The 16,425-nt window shown below is 73.6% G+C and carries 13 protein-coding genes; 5 read left to right on the forward strand and 8 right to left on the reverse strand.

Annotation, left to right across the window (positions count from 1 at the left end; all coding sequences use genetic code 11):
- Position 1: 1 nt before the first annotated feature.
- The 6 genes from ACGF7U_RS03285 to deoC all read right to left on the reverse strand — a co-directional run bounded on the left by ACGF7U_RS03285 (position 2) and on the right by deoC (position 6,536).
- Positions 2–1,252 carry a cytochrome ubiquinol oxidase subunit I gene (locus ACGF7U_RS03285; RefSeq protein ID WP_393102439.1) on the reverse strand — a complete coding sequence of 417 codons (1,251 nt, stop codon included), beginning with the start codon at positions 1,250–1,252 and terminating at the stop codon, positions 2–4.
- Between the two features lie 149 nt (positions 1,253–1,401).
- Complete coding sequence (locus ACGF7U_RS03290) at positions 1,402–2,307, reverse strand: M56 family metallopeptidase (RefSeq protein ID WP_393102440.1); 906 nt, start codon at positions 2,305–2,307, stop codon at positions 1,402–1,404.
- A 10-nt stretch (positions 2,308–2,317) separates the two neighbouring features.
- On the reverse strand, positions 2,318–2,785 hold the full coding sequence (locus ACGF7U_RS03295; RefSeq protein WP_393102441.1) for a BlaI/MecI/CopY family transcriptional regulator: 468 nt from the start codon (positions 2,783–2,785) through the stop codon (positions 2,318–2,320).
- Between the two features lie 537 nt (positions 2,786–3,322).
- The gene (locus ACGF7U_RS03300; RefSeq protein ID WP_393102442.1) at positions 3,323–4,147 is read right to left on the reverse strand and encodes an aldehyde dehydrogenase family protein; all 825 of its coding nucleotides are present in this window, start codon (positions 4,145–4,147) and stop codon (positions 3,323–3,325) included.
- On the reverse strand, positions 4,140–5,570 hold the full coding sequence (locus ACGF7U_RS03305) for an aldehyde dehydrogenase family protein (RefSeq protein ID WP_393102443.1): 1,431 nt from the start codon (positions 5,568–5,570) through the stop codon (positions 4,140–4,142). Before ACGF7U_RS03305 ends, ACGF7U_RS03300 begins: the two co-directional genes overlap by 8 nt.
- A gap of 6 nt (positions 5,571–5,576) precedes the next feature.
- Positions 5,577–6,536 carry a deoxyribose-phosphate aldolase gene (gene deoC / locus ACGF7U_RS03310; RefSeq protein ID WP_393102444.1) on the reverse strand — a complete coding sequence of 320 codons (960 nt, stop codon included), beginning with the start codon at positions 6,534–6,536 and terminating at the stop codon, positions 5,577–5,579.
- A 133-nt stretch (positions 6,537–6,669) separates the two neighbouring features.
- On the opposite strand from deoC, the gene upp reads away from it, so the two are divergent.
- The 4 genes from upp to ACGF7U_RS03330 all read left to right on the forward strand — a co-directional run bounded on the left by upp (position 6,670) and on the right by ACGF7U_RS03330 (position 9,988).
- Positions 6,670–7,302 (forward strand): uracil phosphoribosyltransferase, encoded by a 633-nt coding sequence (gene upp, locus ACGF7U_RS03315; protein WP_091097998.1) that lies wholly within the window; start codon positions 6,670–6,672, stop codon positions 7,300–7,302.
- 274 nt (positions 7,303–7,576) lie between these two features.
- A complete protein-coding gene (locus tag ACGF7U_RS03320) occupies positions 7,577–8,116 on the forward strand; it encodes an RNA polymerase sigma factor (protein ID WP_393102445.1) in 540 nt (179 codons plus the stop codon).
- Between the two features lie 13 nt (positions 8,117–8,129).
- Positions 8,130–9,173, forward strand: coding sequence for a CU044_5270 family protein (locus ACGF7U_RS03325; RefSeq protein ID WP_393102446.1), 1,044 nt, complete (start codon positions 8,130–8,132; stop codon positions 9,171–9,173).
- Positions 9,174–9,310: 137 nt separating this feature from the next.
- Complete coding sequence (locus tag ACGF7U_RS03330; protein ID WP_393102447.1) at positions 9,311–9,988, forward strand: GPP34 family phosphoprotein; 678 nt, start codon at positions 9,311–9,313, stop codon at positions 9,986–9,988.
- A 101-nt stretch (positions 9,989–10,089) separates the two neighbouring features.
- On the opposite strand, the gene ACGF7U_RS03335 is transcribed toward ACGF7U_RS03330, so the two are convergent.
- Complete coding sequence (locus ACGF7U_RS03335) at positions 10,090–11,814, reverse strand: phospho-sugar mutase (protein WP_393102448.1); 1,725 nt, start codon at positions 11,812–11,814, stop codon at positions 10,090–10,092.
- Between the two features lie 48 nt (positions 11,815–11,862).
- Complete coding sequence (locus tag ACGF7U_RS03340) at positions 11,863–13,971, reverse strand: protein kinase (RefSeq protein ID WP_393102449.1); 2,109 nt, start codon at positions 13,969–13,971, stop codon at positions 11,863–11,865.
- A 206-nt stretch (positions 13,972–14,177) separates the two neighbouring features.
- Between ACGF7U_RS03340 and ACGF7U_RS03345 the strand changes: the two genes are divergently transcribed.
- Positions 14,178–15,761, forward strand: coding sequence for a methylmalonyl-CoA mutase (locus tag ACGF7U_RS03345; protein WP_393102450.1), 1,584 nt, complete (start codon positions 14,178–14,180; stop codon positions 15,759–15,761).
- Positions 15,762–16,425: the final 664 nt, after the last annotated feature.

Below are 16,425 nucleotides of genomic sequence, written 5' to 3' on the forward strand. Positions count from 1 at the left end.
CTCAGGCGAAGGCGGGCTCGGGGCGGGGGTCGGCCGGCGGCTGCTGCGGCGGGCGGCCCAGGGCGGGATCGGCCGCGCCCCGGGCGGCGTGCCGGGCCAGCAGCACCCAGTTGGTGACGGCCAGGGCGCCGAGCAGCAGGCTGAAGCCGACGAGCGAGGCGAGCATCAGCCACGGGCTGACCGGCGACACGGCCCGGTCCACCGGCAGCAGCCCGTACGCGACCCAGGGCTGGCGACCGACCTCGCGGGAGATCCAGCCGAGGATCACCGCGACGAACGGCAGCGGCAGGGCGAGCAGGACCAGCCAGAGGGGGAAGCGCAGCCGGATGACCCAGTCCCGCCAGAGCAGCGGGAGCAGCAGCCAGAGCAGGCCGAGGCCGAAGCCGATGAGGATCATGAAGCCGAGGCCGACACTGGCCAGCACCGGCGGGGTGTAGTCGCCGGGGCCGAACCGCGCCGTCCAGTCGGCGACCAGCTCGTCCGCCGCGGGACTCCCGCCGAACTTGGTGGGCTGCACCTGCCCGACCGGGCCGAACTGGGCGAAGCCGAAGCCCTGCACCATGGTGATCGACAGCGCCGCGGTGACCAGGCCGATCCGCAGCGAGGTGCGGAACAGCGCGAAGTCCGGGGTGCGCCGGATCAGGTGCCACGCGCTGACCGCGGCCATCAGCATCCCGCCCACCAGCAGCGCGGCGAAGACCACGTGGCCGAACGCCATGCCGAGGCTGGGGTTGGTCAGCAACGCGGAGAAGTCGGTGAGGTGGGCGACGCCGTCGCGCACCTCGTAGCCGACCGGGTTCTGCAGCCAGGAGTTGGCCACCATGATCCAGAACGCCGAGGCGTACGCCGTGAGCGCGACGCCCCAGAGCAGGGCGAGGTGGACGCCCCTGCGCAGCCGGTGCCAGCCGAAGATCCACATGCCGAGGAACGTCGACTCCAGGAAGAAGGCGACCAGCGTCTCGATGGCCAGCGGCGCGCCGAAGACGTTGCCGACGTAGCGCGACAGGCCGCTCCAGTTCAGCCCGAACTGGAACTCCATCACGATGCCGGTGGCGATGCCGAGCACATAGTTGATCACGTAGAGCTGGCCCCAGAAGCGGGTCAGCCGCTCGTAGATCGGCTTGTCGGTGAGCACCCAGGCGGTCTGCAGACCGACGAGCAGTGTCACCAGGCCGAGGGTGACCACCACGAAGAGGAAGTGGATCGAGGTGGTGGTGGCGAACTGCAGTCGGGCGAGGAGCAGCGTGTCCATGGCCGGCTCTCCGTAGGGTTGGCTCACTTGTCGTAGCGAGCCTACACGTAGATTCTCTACCTATGACTACTACGTCGTGTCGTAGGAAAGAGTACGACGATACGTAGTAGTCGTGGGAGCGGGTGTCGCGCCCGGATCCGGGCCGTTGCTCAGCTGAGGAAGAGCGAGATGGGCAGCGCGGCCACGGTGGTCGCCACCGCCAGCGCGGCGGCCCCGATCAGCCGGGGCGGCCGATCGGCGACCAGCAGCCGCTGCACCCGGGCGTCGAGGTCCCCCTCGCCCATCCCGAGGGCGCCGGCCGGGGTGATCCGGTTGCCGGCGGCGGCGAACCGGCGCAGCGCGCCGGCCAGCGGGGCGTCGGTGTGCGCCTGGCGGGCCTTGTCGTCGGCCCGCATCTCCACGAGCAGGGCGACCCGCTCGTGCGCCGCGCGGACCCAGGCGAACCAGGGCAGCGCCCGGCAGAGCGCGGTGAACGGCAGCAGCACCAGGTCGTGCCGCTCCTGGGCGTGCGCCCGCTCGTGGGCGAGCACGGCCGCCAGCTCCTCGCGGTCCAGCAGGTCGAGCGTGCCCGCGCTGACCACCACCCGCGGCTTCACCCCCGGCAGGCAGTACGCCGCCGCGCTCGGATGGTCCAGCACCAGCGCGCCGGGCACCGTCGGGTCCCGCCGGGCGACCAGGGTGAGCAGGTGCCGGTGTCGGCGCTGGGCGCGTACGGTGCCGTGGATGCTGCGCACGGTCGTGGTCAGCAGCACCGCGCCGATGCCGAAGCCCACCCCGACGGCGGCCAGCTGCGGCGCGCCCACCCCGACGAGCAGCGTGCCGTGGCTCAGGTCGCTGGCCAGGGCGACCAGCGCGCTGCCGGTCGGCCGTTCGTAGGCCGCCAGGCCCCACGCCATCGGCAGGCCCATCGCGGAGAGGCCGAGCGCCAGCCCGACCGCCTGCCAACAGATGATCGCCACCCGGGGGCTGCGCCACGTCCAGGTGGAGCGCGCCAGCACCTGCGCGGTCAGCCAGCAGGCCAGCATCGACGCGGCGAAGTGCAGGGCGTACGTCACGGCCGCCGCCCTACCGGTCCGCTGCCTCGTCGGCCCGGGCCGGTCGGCCGGCCGGGTCGGTCGGCGCCTCGATCCGGCCGGTCAGGCCGCCCTCGCCGCGCCCCGCCGGCCCGACGGCGGCCTCGGCGCCGAGGGCGGCGCGCAGCACCTCGGCCTCGGTGCCGGTCACCGAGCGGGCGAAGCGCACCAGCGCGGCGTCCCGGCTGCCGCCGAGGTCGAGGGCGTCGAGCATGAGCTGGGCGATGTGCGCCTCGCGGCTGGCGGCGGCCCGGTAACGCCAGGCCCGCCCCTCCCGCTCGCGCTGCACCATGCCCTTGCCGGCGAGCCGGTCCAGCACGGTCATCACCGTCGTGTACGCCAGCTCGCGGCCGTCCAGCGCGTCGGCCACCTCGCGCACGGTGATCCCGTTCGACGTGGCGGGGACCGAGTCCCACAGCACGTCCATCACCGCACGTTCGAGATCACCGAGCCGAGTCACGCCGCAATCCTACCCCCCGTAGTACGACGTGACGTCGAGCACGTCCCCTACCTCGGCCAAACCCTTCCGGCCCGCCGGCACCCCGGAGCAGACCCCGCAAACCTTCGCGCGGCCCCGCCAAGATCCGCGCGACTTCCGTGAAGTAGTGGCCTCTGGGCGGCGCCGAGGCCACTACTTCACGGAAGTTGCGAAGGCGTCCATGTCGCACCGACAAGCACGCCTTGCCGGCGTCCGGATTCTGAGGGGCGGACAGGGAGGCAGCGGGATGCCGGACCGGCCGAACGGGGTGGTCAGCAAGGGAGCGGTCGGTGGCGGGGGCGACCGGGCCGGCTGGACGGGTGGTCGGGGGAGTAGCGGTCAGTGGAGGGGTTGGTCCCGGAGCGGGCGGCGCTCCCCGAAACCCCACCCACCGCGGACCGGACGGACTGCTGGTGCCGCTCGGGGCTACCCACACCGACACCGTCGAGACCGCCGGCACGATGGCCCGCGACTTCGCGGAGACCCGGGCAGGCCCGGCCACGAGACCGACCGAGCCGGTCACACCCCCTTGGGGTGCCAGACGGTCTTGGTCTCCAGCAGCGTGGTCATCCGGGTGATGCCCGGGTCGGCGGACCAGTCGTGGTCGGCCGGGGCCGGCCGGAGCACCCGCTTGAGGTTCTCCGCCGCCTTGACCTCCAGCTCCGCGGCCAGCTCGGCGTCCGTCACCCCGGTGAGGTCGATGGCGTTGACGTCCATGTGGGCGGCCAACGTCGGCACCGTCTCGGTGATCCGGCCGGTGAGCAGGTTCACCACTCCGCCGGGCAGGTCGGAGGTGGCGAGCACCTCGGCCAGGGTCACCGCCGCCAGCGGCTGCGTCGGCGAGGTCGCCACCACCACCGTGTTGCCGCTGACGATCGCCGGGGCGATCACACTGACCAGTCCGAGCAGCGCCGGGGACTCCGGGGCCACCACGGCCACCACGCCGGTCGGCTCGGGCGCCGACAGGTTGAAGTAGGGACCGGCGACCGGGTTGGCCCCGCCGTACACCTGGGGGAGCTTGTCGGACCAGCCCGCGTACCAGACCCAGCGGTCGACGGCCGCGTCCACCTCGTCGCCCGGCACGCCCAGGGCGACGAACTGCTCGCGCCGGCCCTCCAGCATCTCGGCGACCCGGTAGAGGATCTGACCCCGGTTGTACGCGGTCGCCCCGGCCCAGCCCTTCACGGCGGCGCGGGCGGCGACCACGGCGTCCCGCGCGTCCTTGCGGGAGGCGAGGGAAACGTTGGCGTCCTGCACGAGATACGACCGTCCCGACTCGCTGCGCGGGAACTTCCCGCCGATGAAGAGCTTGTACGTCTTGCGTACCGCGACCCGCTCAGACATTGAGGTAGCCCTCCAGCCCGTGCCGGCCGCCCTCGCGACCGTAGCCCGACTCCTTGTAGCCGCCGAACGGCGAGGTGGGGTCGAACTTGTTGAACGTGTTGGCCCAGACCACCCCGGCGCGCAGCCGGTCGGCCATCCACAGGATCCGGGAGCCCTTGTCGGTCCAGATTCCGGCCGACAGCCCGTACGGCGTGTTGTTGGCCTTCTCGACGGCCTCGGCCGGGGTGCGGAAGGTCAGCACGGACAGCACCGGCCCGAAGATCTCCTCGCGGGCGATCCGGTGCGCCTGGGTGACCCCGGTGAAGATCGTCGGCGCGAACCAGAAGCCGCGCTCGGGCAGCTCGCACGGCGGCGACCAGCGCTCGGCGCCCTCGGCGGACCCCGCGTCGGACAGCTCGCGGATCCGGGCCAACTGGGCGGCGGAGTTGATCGCGCCGATGTCGGTGTTCTTGTCCAACGGGTCGCCGACCCGGAGCTGCGCCATCCGCCGCTTCAGCGACTCCAGCACCCGGTCGGCGACCGACTCCTGGACCAGCAGCCGGGAGCCGGCGCAGCAGACGTGCCCCTGGTTGAAGAAGATGCCGTTGACGATCCCCTCGACCGCCTGGTCGACCGGGGCGTCGTCGAAGACGATGTTGGCCGCCTTGCCGCCCAGCTCCAGGGTGAGCTTCTTGCGGGTGCCGGCCACCGAGCGGGCGATGGCCCGCCCCACCTCGGTCGAGCCGGTGAAGGCGACCTTGTCCACGCCCGGGTGCTCGACCAGCGCCCGGCCGGTGTCGCCCGCGCCCGTGACGATGTTGACCACGCCGGCCGGCAGGTCGGCCTGCTGGCAGATCTCGGCGAAGAGCAGCGCGGTCAGCGGGGTCGTCTCGGCCGGCTTGAGCACCACCGTGTTGCCGGCGGCCAGGGCCGGGGCGATCTTCCACGCCAGCATCAGCAGCGGGAAGTTCCACGGGATGACCTGCGCGGCCACGCCGACCGGCTTCGGGTCCGGCCCGAAGCCGGCGTGCTCCAGCTTGTCGGCCCAGCCCGCGTAGTAGAAGAAGTGCGCGGCGACCAGGGGCAGGTCGACGTCGCGGGACTCCTTGATCGGCTTGCCGTTGTCCAGCGACTCCAGCACCGCCAGCTCGCGGGAGCGCTCCTGGATGATCCGGGCGATCCGGAACAGGTACTTGGCCCGGTCCCGGCCCGGCATCGGTCCCCACACCCGCTCGTACGCCTGCCGGGCGGCGCGGACCGCGCGGTCCACGTCCTGCGCGCCGGCCTCGGCGATCTCGGCGAGCACCTCCTCCGAGGCCGGGTTGACCGACTTGAAGGTGCCGCCGTCGGTCGGGTCGACGAACGTCCCGTCGACGAAGAGCCCGTACGCGGGCTTGATGTCCACCACCGAGCGGGACTCGGGGGCGGGTGCGTATTCGAACATCGGCTCTCAGTCCAGGGTGAAGTAGTCGGGACCGGAGTAGGTGCCGGTCGTCAGCTTGGTGCGCTGCATGAGCAGGTCGTTGAGGAGGCTGGACGCGCCGAAGCGGAACCAGTCCGGGTCCAGCCAGTCCGCGCCGACGGTCTCGTTGACCATCACCAGGTACCTGATGGCGTCCTTGGTGGTCTTGATGCCGCCGGCCGGCTTCACGCCGACCTGCCGGCCGGTCGCGGCCCGGAAGTCGCGCACCGCCTCCAGCATCACCAGCGTCACCGGCGGCGTCGCCGCGACCGGGACCTTGCCGGTGGAGGTCTTGATGAAGTCGCCGCCGGCCAGCATCGCCAGCCAGGAGGCACGGCGCACGTTGTCGTACGTGGCCAGCTCGCCGGTCTCCAGGATCACCTTGAGGTGGGCGTCCCCGCAGGCCTCCTTGGTGGCGACGATCTCGTCGTACACCTCCTTGTAACGCCCGGCCAGGAACGCGCCCCGGTTGATCACCATGTCGATCTCGTCGGCACCGGCGGCGACGGCGGCCCGCGTGTCGGCGAGCTTGACCTCCAGCGGGGCCTGCCCGGACGGGAAGGCGGTCGCCACGCTGGCCAGGTGGACGCCCGAGCCGCGCAGCACCTCGGCCACGTGCGGGACCATCGCGGGATAGACGCAGACCGCGCCGACGTGCGGGCAGGACGGGTCGGCCGGGTCGGGGCGCAGCGCCTTGGCGGCCAGCGCCCGCACCTTGCCGGGGGTGTCCGCCCCCTCCAGGGTGGTGAGGTCGACCATCCGGATCGCCAGGTCGATCGCCTGCGCCTTGGCCGTGGTCTTGATGGAGCGGGTGCCGAGCTGTGCCGCCCGCTGCTCCGCGCCGACCTGGTCCACGCCGGGCAGGCCGTGCAGGAAGGTCCGCAGAGCGGTCTCGGATCGTCCCAGCTCGGAGAGCTCCGACCGGGCCGACGTCGCTGTCGCCGTCATGCCCCGAAGTCTACGCATCCGACCATTGTGTGATCTTGGTCACGGTGCGGTCGGCCGGCCGGGTGGTGAGCGGCGTCGCTGGTCCGCCCGCACCCGCGGTGCGGGCGCCGGCGGACCGGTAGGTTGAGCGATCGTGGACGTACACGTCATTGACCATCCGCTCGCCCAGTCGCGGCTGACCGCCATGCGGGACGCGCGCACCGACTCCTCCTCGTTCCGGGCGGCGCTGCACGAACTCACCACCATGCTGGTGTACGAGGCCGCGCGCTCGTTCCCCGTCGAGAAGTACCCGGTGCAGACCCCCGTCACCGGCACCGAGGGCACCCGGCTGGCGAACCCGCCGCTGCTGGTGCCGGTGCTGCGGGCCGGCCTGGGCATGGCCGACGCCGCGCTCGGCCTGCTGCCGGAGTCGTCGATGGGCTTCGTCGGGCTGGCCCGCGACGAGGAGACGTACGAGCCGCGCGCCTACATGGAGTCGCTGCCCCGGGACCTGAGCGGCCTGCCGGTGCTGGTGCTCGACCCGATGCTCGCCACCGGCGGCTCGCTGGAGCACTGCTGCCGGCTGCTGGCCGACCGGGGCTGCACCGACATCACCGTGCTCTGCGTGCTCGCCGCGCCCGTCGGCATCGAGCGGCTGGAGCGCTCCGGCCTGCCGCTGCGCCTGGTCACCGCCTCGATCGACGAGGGCCTCAACGACCGGAAGTTCATCGTGCCGGGCCTCGGCGACGCCGGCGACCGCCAGTTCGGCGGCATGCCCCGCTTCTAGGCGGCGCCCACGCCATCCCGCCCGCCCCGGCCCGCCGGGGCGGGCGGCCCCGGCCGGCAGGCCACGTCCCGCCCCGGCCGGTGACTTCCGCCCCGGCCGGGTGACTTCCACCCCGACCGCCACGACCGTCCGCTCGGCCGACAGGCCGTCCCGCCCCGGCCGGCCAGTCTCCGCCCCGGCCGTTGGGTTCCGCCCCGGCCGCCGGTAACGATCCGCCCCGCCCGCGACACATACGTGGTGTCCCTGTCAGGAACTGCGGTCGGGAGATCGATAGATGAAACCCGTGGGTGAGCGGGGCGAGGGCTGGTTCACCAGCCTCTACGCCGCGCACTACCCGGACATCGTCAGGTATGGCATGCGTCGGCTTCCCGATGCCGACGCGGCGGCCGAACTCGCCCAGGACGTGTTCGTCGTCGTCTGGCGGCGGCGCGGCGAGGTGCCCGAACGCGCCCTGCCGTGGCTCTACGCCGTCGCGCGGCACGTCGTGGCGAACCGGTGGCGGTCCCGGCGTGGCGGTCCGAGCCTGCTTCCGCTCGCCGAGGCGGACCACGTACCGGCACGAATCGTCGGACCCGATGCCGTCGCGCCGGTGCTCGACCTGCACCGGGCGCTGCGCACGCTGCCCGAAGCCGACCAGGAGATCCTCCGGCTGGTCGGCTGGGAGGACCTGAGCGTCGGCGACGCCGCCGTCGTCCTGGGCTGCACCCGGTCCGCCGCCGCCGTGCGGCTCTACCGGGCCCGGCGCCGACTGCGCTCCGCCCTGGCCACCCCCACCCCCGCCCGCGGCGCCCGGCCGGCGTCCGCCCATGTCTGAGAGGAGCAGCAGCATGCACACCAAGCAGCAGGTCCGGGAGTTCCTGGGCCCAGCCGACCCGGCGCGCCACGCCGTCGTACCCCCGTCGCCCCTCACCGCCCACGACCTGATCCTCCGCGCGGAGGACGCGACCGCGATCCCGGCCGGGCCGGCGCGGCGCGGCGCGTCCCGGCGCGCCATGCTCGTCGGCGCGGCCGCCGCGCTGGCCGTGCTCGGCTCCGCCGGGGTGGCGCAGGTGCTCCGGGACGGCGCGCCCACCGGTGCGGTGCCCGCGCAGCCGGTCGCTGGGACCGTGCTCGTTCCGGTGGCCTACGAGGTCGTCGAGGGCGAGCCGGCCGGGCGGCAACTGCGGGCGCTCGCCGCCCGCCTGGTCGACGGCCCGCAGGACGCAACCGGTGGCCGCTACTCCTACCACCACACCAAGTCCTGGGGCGGCGCGGTGATGTCGTCGCAGGAGGGCCACACGATGAGCTTCGTGCGGGAACGCCGCCACTGGGCGGCGGACGACGGTCGCCGCTGGCAGGACGACAAGACTCTGGGTGTCGAGTTCGCCGACGCGGCGTCCCGGGAATACTGGTCCAGGCGGCCGCAGACGCGCGCCGCCACCCCCTCGGGCACCCGGCCGCCGCAAGGGATCCAGGAGATTCCGCGCGAGCCGGAGGGCAGGCCGTTGCCGGCCGACCGGGCGGAACTCGCGCGCTGGCTCGGGGTCGAGAAGCCGGCGGGCGAGCTGGCCATGCGCGTGTACCACCTCTACAGCGGCAGCTACCTGGTGCCGAAGCGGATCCGGGCCGACCTCCTCACCATCCTGGCCGACAAGCCCGGCTTCGTGTGGCGTGGCCGGGTCATCGACCGGGCCGGCCGCCAGGGCGTGGCCGTCACCGCCGACCTCGTCCCGCCGGCGGGGGAGCACCCGGAGCGGGCGCAGATGCTGCTGGTCTTCCACCCCTCGACCGGTGAACTGCTCGCGTACGAATACCTGGAGACGGCCCCGAAGCGTCGCGTGCTGCACTACGAGCTCGTGCTCGACGCCCGGCGCACCGACACGGTGGGCTGACCGGGCGCGCCGGGGCGGTCGGGGCGCGTGCCCCGACCGCCCCGGCCTGCGGCGACGGCGGGGCGCACGGCCACGGCGGCGCGTCGTCGGCGCGCAGTGGGTGCGCGGGGTGCGCGCACCCGCTAGCGTCTGCGCCCATGACTGGTGTTGCGCTCGCCGAAGAGCTGCTTCTCCTCGCGTACGACGACGAGACCGGCAAGGCGACCATGCCGCGGATCAGCCTCGACCTGGGGATGGCCGCCGCGGTGCTGATCGAGCTGGCCCTGGCCGGGCGGATCGTGTATTCCGACGGATCCCTGGCGGTGGTCGACCCGACGCCCACCGGCGAGCCGCTCGTCGACGGGGTGCTCGCCCGCATCGCCGAGGACACGCCGCACAGCCCGTCGTCCTGGGTGCAGCGGCTGCGGCACGGCCTGCGGGACAGGATCCTCGGCGACCTGTGCGCCGAGGGCGTCGTGCGGGACGTGGACGAGACCGAGCTGGGCTTCATCCACGTGCACCGCTACCCGACCGTGAATCCCGACGTGGAGGCGGACACCCGGCGCCGGCTGGCCGCGGCGCTGGCCGACGGGCAGCTCCCCGACGAGCGGACCGCCGCCCTGGCCACCCTGGTCGCGGTGCTGCGGATGGAACCGGCCCTCGGCCTGAGCGGCGACGCCGCCCGCGACGCCCGTCGCCGGCTGGAGGAGATCGCCGGCGGTGCCGGCTTCTCCGGCAACGTCAGCCTCGACGACTCGGTCGTCCGCCCCTCGGTGGGCCTCGTCGTCGCCGCCCTGGGCCGCGCCGTGGACGCCGCCCTCGGCCCTCGCCGCTGACCCCCGGGCCCCGTCCACCCGTCGACCGTGCGGTCGCCGCCCCGGAGAGCGTTCCGGCCGGCGACGGCCTCACGATCGACGCGGGTGGGACGGGGCGGGTCTCAGAGCGCGAGGGCGGCGGAGATCTCGGTGCGGAGGGCGGCGACCGCCGCCTGCGCCCGGGTGCGGGCCGCGGCGACGTCGCCGTCCGCCACCGGCTCCACCACCTCCAGGTACGCCTTGAGCTTCGGCTCGGTGCCGGACGGCCGGATGACCACCCGGGCGGCCTCGGTGCGCAGGATCACCACGTCCGCCTCGGGGAGCAGGTCCTGCGCCTGCGTGACCGGGTGGCCGAGCAGCGCGGTCGGGGTCGCGGCGCGGATCCGGGCCATGGCGTCGGCGATGACCCGCAGGTCGTCCACCCGCACCGAGAGCTGGTCGGTGTGGTGCACGCCGAACTCGGCGGCCAGCTCGTCCAGCCGGTCGGTCAGCGTGCGGCCCTGCGTCTTCAGCCCGGCGGCCAGCTCGGCCACGGTCAGCGCGGCGGTGATGCCGTCCTTGTCGCGGACGTGCTCCGGGGCGACGCAGTAGCCGAGCGCCTCCTCGTAGCCGAAGACCAGCGGCTCGGCCCCGCCGCCGGCGCGCACGATCCACTTGAACCCGGTCAGCGTCTCGTCGTAGGGCAGGCCCCGGGCGGCGCACATGGCCCGCAGCAGGGACGACGACACGATCGTGGTGGCGTAGAGGCCCTCGACACCGCGCCGCATGAGGTGGTCGGCCAGCAGCACGCCCACCTCGTCGCCGCGCAGCATCCGCCAGCCGGGGCGGTCGGCGTCCGACGCCGCGGGGCCGGCGACCTCGCCGTGGTCGCTCGCCGCCCGGCCGGTGTCCCGGACCACCACCGCGCAGCGGTCCGCGTCGGGGTCGTTGGCGATGGCGATGTCCGCGCCGGTCGACTCGGCGAGGGCGATCAGCCGGTCCACCGCGCCCGGCTCCTCCGGGTTGGGGAAGGAGACGGTCGGGAACGCCGGGTCCGGCTCGGCCTGCTCGGGCACCACCCCGGGCACCGGGAAGCCGGCCCGGGCGAAGGCCGCCGTGAGCACCGCCGCCCCCACCCCGTGCAGCGGCGTGTACGCCACGGCCAGGTCGCGCGGCCCGTCCGGGTCGATCACGGCGGTGGCCCGCTCGACGTAGGAGGCGACGAGGTCGTCGCCGAGGACCTGCCCGGCGGGACCGAGCGGCACCTCGGCCAGCGGGCCGACCCCGCGGATCGCTGTCTCGATGCCGGCGTCGGCCGGCGGCACGATCTGCGCGCCCGCCCCGAGCGCCCCGCCCAGCTCCGCGCCGAGGTAGACCTTGTAGCCGTTGTCCTGCGGCGGGTTGTGGCTGGCGGTCACCATCACCCCCGCGACCGCCCCGAGGCGCCGTACTGCGTACGCGAGCACCGGGGTGGGCAGCGGGCGGGGGAGCAGCAGCGCGGCGCGTCCCGCGCCGGTGGCGACCTGCGCGGTCCGCTCGGCGAACTGCCGGGAGCCGCGCCGGGCGTCGTACCCGATCACCAGCGGGCCGGAGCCGCCCTGGGCCGCGAGCCAGGCGACGAGCCCGGCGGCGGCCTGGGTGACCACCGCGAGGTTCATCCCGTTCGGGCCCGCGCGCAGCGGGCCGCGCAGCCCGGCGGTGCCGAAGGTCAGCGGGCCGGCGAACCGGTCGGCCAGCTCCGGGGCGCTCGCCGGCAGGCGGTCGAGCACCGCCCGCAGTTCCTCCCGGCTGGCCGGGTCGGGGTCGTCGTCGAGCCAGCGCCGGGCTTGCTCGCGAATGTCGTCGATGTCAGTGGTTTCCGCCGGCATGCCTCTTGATAGCACGCCGGCGGATCACCGCCTCTTCTTCCCCTGCGATCAGCCGGCGTCGGTGAGTTGGAACGACTTGACCATCTCGTCGAAGATCGGCTTGCTCTCGTCGAACTTCGCGTCGGTCGAGGTGAGGTAGAACGAGTAGGCCTTGCCCTCGTGGACCACGCCGCGCCACACGCCGTGCCGCTTGGTCTCGCCCTCGCCGCAGGTGTACTCGAACTCGGCCGCCGGCTTGCCGACCCACTCCATCTCGTTCATGGCGAGCTGGGCGTACGGCTTGACGCACGACTTCGACCGGGTCTTGAGGCCCTCCTCGGCGACCTCCGCCCAGCGGATCGAGGTGGTGCGGAAGTTCTCCACCAGGATCCGCACCTTGCGGCCCTCGTCCTGCGGGTCGACGTAGTCGACCCAGTCGCCGGCGCTCTTACGCTCCCAGCCCTGTGGGACCAGGACCCGCACGCCCTTGCCGGAGTGCTCCTTCATCTCGGGCACCCCGGCCGGGGCCGCCGAGGTCGGGGCGGCCTGCGGGACGGTCGGCGCCGCGTCGTCGCCGCCGGTGAACAGGACGACCGCACCGATCAGCAGCAGCACGGCCAGGCCGCCGGCGGCGGCGAGCTGGACCTTGCGGGGCCAGCCCTTGACCGTGCCGACGAGTTGGCCGCCGACGGCGCGCACGCGACCGGGGAGCCCGCCGCCGGCGTCGCCCGCGCCCGGCGCGGTGGCCGGGGAGGTCCAGGGCTGGCCGGTGCCGGGCACCGACCACTGGCCGCCGCCGTAGGTCCCGCCGAGCTGCTGGGTGGCCTCGGGCGGTGGGCTGCCGAAGACGGGCGCGCCGGCTGCCATCCGCTGGGTGGTGTCCGGCTGGCCGCCGAAGCCGACCAGGCCGGCCGCGTTGGTCCGTAGCTGCTGGGTGGCGTCGGCCGCGCCGGCGTGCGGGGTGGCCTCGGGGCCGCCGTAGGTGCGGCCGGCCGGCGCGGTCGCGCCCGGGGCCGGCATCGCCCCGGTGGGGGTGTTCAGCGGCCCGGCCAGCGCGTCGGCGCTGGTGTCCTCCGTGGCGGCGGAGCCGGCGGGGAGGGCGGCCGGGGCCGGGCGCTCGCCCCGGCGCAACGCGGCCAGGCGGTCGGTGAGCGACTCGTCGGGGCCGAGCATCGCCCGCCCGCCGATCTGCCCGCTCGGCTTCGGCTGCTCCGGCTGGGCGGCGGGCGGGGCCGGCACCGGCCGCTGCACCGGGACGACCGAGTACGGGTCGGTCACCGAGTTCACCGCGGCGGCGTTGCTGGTCAGCGGGCCGGCGAGCAGCTCGCGCAGCATGGCCCGGGCGGTGTGCACATCGAGGCGGCGGGCCGGATCCTTCTCCAGCAGGCCCATCAGCACCCGGGTCAGCGGCCCGCTGCGCTGCGGCGGCGCGGGCGGGTCCTCGACCACCGCGTGCATGGTCTCGATCGGGTCGCCCTTGTCGAACGGGGGGCGCCCCTCCACCGCCGTGTAGAGCGTGACGCCCAGCGAGAAGAGGTCGCTCGGCGGGCCGAACTCCTGGCCCATCGCCCGCTCGGGGGAGATGAAGTGCGGCGAGCCCAGCACCATCCCGGGGGTGGTGAGCTGCACGTCGGTGGGCATCCGGGCCACGCCGAAGTCGGTCAGCACGCAGCGGCCGTCGGCGCAGATCAGCACGTTGGCCGGCTTGACGTCGCGGTGCAGCACGCCGATCGCGTGCGCCACCTCCAGGGCGCCGAGCAGCGCGATGCCGATCTTGGCGACCACCCGCTGCGCGACGGGCCCGTCCTCGATCACCATGTCGGCGAGGCTGCGGGCGTCGAGCAGCTCCATCACGATCCAGGGCCGGCCGGCCTCGGTGACCACGTCGTAGACCTGGACGACGGCGGGGTGCTGGATGGCGGCCGCCGCGCGGGCCTCGCGCAGGGTGCGTTCGTACATGGCGTCGCGGTCGCTGGGGGCCAGCCCCGGGGGCAGGACGACCTCCTTGACGGCGACGTCCCGCCGCAGGAGCGTGTCTGTGGCACGCCAGACCGTGCCCATGCCGCCGTTGCCCACCGCGGAACGCAGCGAGTAGCGACCACCGATGGTCGTGCCGGGTGTCGCGCGTCCGTTGGGGGGACTGACTGGTCCGCCGCTCCACGTCGGGATCTGAGTCACAGAAAAGCCACCGGGGGAAATCGAGGGGGGCTGGGACACAACCCCCCTATCTTGCTGGTTCCGACGCCCGATGCGAAAGCCGACGCGACGGACGTTTCCCTAACTCGACAGTACGTGCCCGAAAGTTCACCTCTCGTCGATCTCCGGCGACGTGGTGTGCGGTATCCCTCACCCGCCGACGCCGTCGCGCGTCCTACCATCCGCTAATGAGCGAACGGCGGTCAAGCGAGTCCGGTTTCCCGATCAAGGGCGTCTACACGGCGGCCGACCTTCCGGAGGACCTGGGCTCCCGACTCGGCGGGCCGGGCGAGTTCCCGTACACGCGCGGGGTCTACCCCACCATGTACACCTCCCGTCCGTGGACGATGCGCCAGTACGCCGGCTTCGGCACCGCCACCGAGTCCAACGCGCGGTACCACCAGTTGTTGCGGGCCGGCACGATGGGCCTCTCGGTCGCCTTCGACCTGCCGACCCAGATGGGCTACGACTCCGACGACCCGATCGCGCACGGCGAGGTGGGCAAGGTCGGGGTGGCCATCGACTCGATCGACGACATGCGGCTGCTCTTCGACGGCATCCCGCTGGACAAGGTCTCGACCTCGATGACCATCAACGCGCCCGGCTCGGTGCTGCTCCTGCTCTACCAGCTGGTGGCCGAGGAGAACGGCGTCCCCGGCTCGGCCCTGAACGGCACGATCCAGAACGACATCCTCAAGGAGTACATCGCCCGGGGCACGTACATCTTCCCGCCGAAGCCCTCGCTGCGGCTGGTCGCCGACACCTTCGGCTACTGCCGCAAGGAGGTGCCGAAGTGGAACACCATCTCCATCTCCGGCTACCACATGGCCGAGGCCGGCGCGACGCCCGCGCAGGAGATCGCGTTCACCCTGGCCAACGGCGTCGAGTACGTCCGGGCCGCGCTGGCGGCCGGGCTGGCCGTGGACGACTTCGCGCCCCGGCTGTCGTTCTTCTTCGTCGCCCGCACCACGCTGCTCGAGGAGGTGGCGAAGTTCCGGGCCGCCCGGCGGATCTGGGCCCGGCTGATGCGCGACGACTTCGGCGCCAAGGACCCGAAGTCGATGATGCTGCGCTTCCACACCCAGACCGCGGGCGTGCAGCTCACCGCCCAGCAGCCCGAGGTGAACCTGGTCCGGGTGGCGGTGCAGGGGCTCGGCGCGGTGCTCGGCGGCACCCAGTCGCTGCACACCAACAGCTTCGACGAGGCCATCGCGCTGCCCACCGAGAAGGCGGCCCGGCTGGCGCTGCGGACCCAGCAGGTGCTGGCGTACGAGACCGACCTGACCGCCACCGTCGACCCGTTCGCCGGCTCGTACGTGGTGGAGGCGATGACCGCCGAGATCGAGGCGGCGGCGACCGAGCTGATGGAGCGGGTCTTCGACCACGGGTCGGCGGTCGACGCCATCGAGGCGGGCTTCCAGAAGCGGGAGATCGAACAGTCGGCGTACCGGATCGCGCAGGAGATCGACTCCGGCGAGCGGGTGGTGGTGGGCCTCAACCGGTTCGCCATCGACGAGGAGGAGCCGTACGAGCCGCTGCGGGTCGACCCGGCGATCGAGGCGGCGCAGGCCGAGCGGCTGACCCGGCTGCGCGCCGAGCGGGACGCCGGCGCGGTCGAGCGGTCCCTCGCGGAGCTGCGCGCCGCCGCCGAGGGCACCGGGAACGTGCTCTACCCGATGAAGGAGGCGCTGCGGGCCCGCGCCACCGTGGGCGAGGTCTGCGGCACCCTGCGCCAGGTGTGGGGGCTCTACCGCCCCGCCGACCGCTTCTGACCGCTCCGGCCGACGGCCGTCCGTCCCCGCCCACGCCGGCGGGCGGGCGGCCGTCGGCCGTTCCGGTGCCCCCACGGGCCGGTCGGTCGGGACGTTTGCGCAGCTCGCGGCGCATGCCGGACGAGCGCTACAGTCGAGACAGCTCCGTCGCCGATCGGGCGACGCAGACCGCGGGAGCAGGCCCGGCGACGTCGCCGGAGGGGCCCCCGCGCTCGGCGGGTGGTGCGGCCCACCCGGCCGCGGCGTGTGCCGGAGGGGTTTGGGGGTAACCCGACCGGGTGAACTCGGACGCACACGGTGTGCGGGCGTTCCGTGCCCTGCTGTGTGACCGTCTTCGGGGCCCGTCGCCGACAGGTCGGGTAATTGTCGGAGTGTCGGTTCATCGGACCGACTAATGCGACAATTCGGAACGACGGCCCCGAGATCGGCGTCGATTTGGTGACGACCGAGTCGGTTACGCGTTGTAGGAGGTGTGGGGCAGATGACGGCGTTCGACCGCGATCTACCTGCTGTCCCGCAGATCCACGAGCGCTCTCAGCAGGGCATTCGTGACACTGTGCGTCCCGATCACTACGGGAACGAGGTTGCGCAGCGTCACCGCCGGAGGTCTAGGCTGTCTGCTGTTCCTGATGATCCATCCATCTCTAGCGAACGAGAATTCGAC

Source organism: Micromonospora sp. NPDC047670 (assembly GCF_043204915.1).
Classification (GTDB): Bacteria; Actinomycetota; Actinomycetes; order Mycobacteriales; family Micromonosporaceae; genus Micromonospora.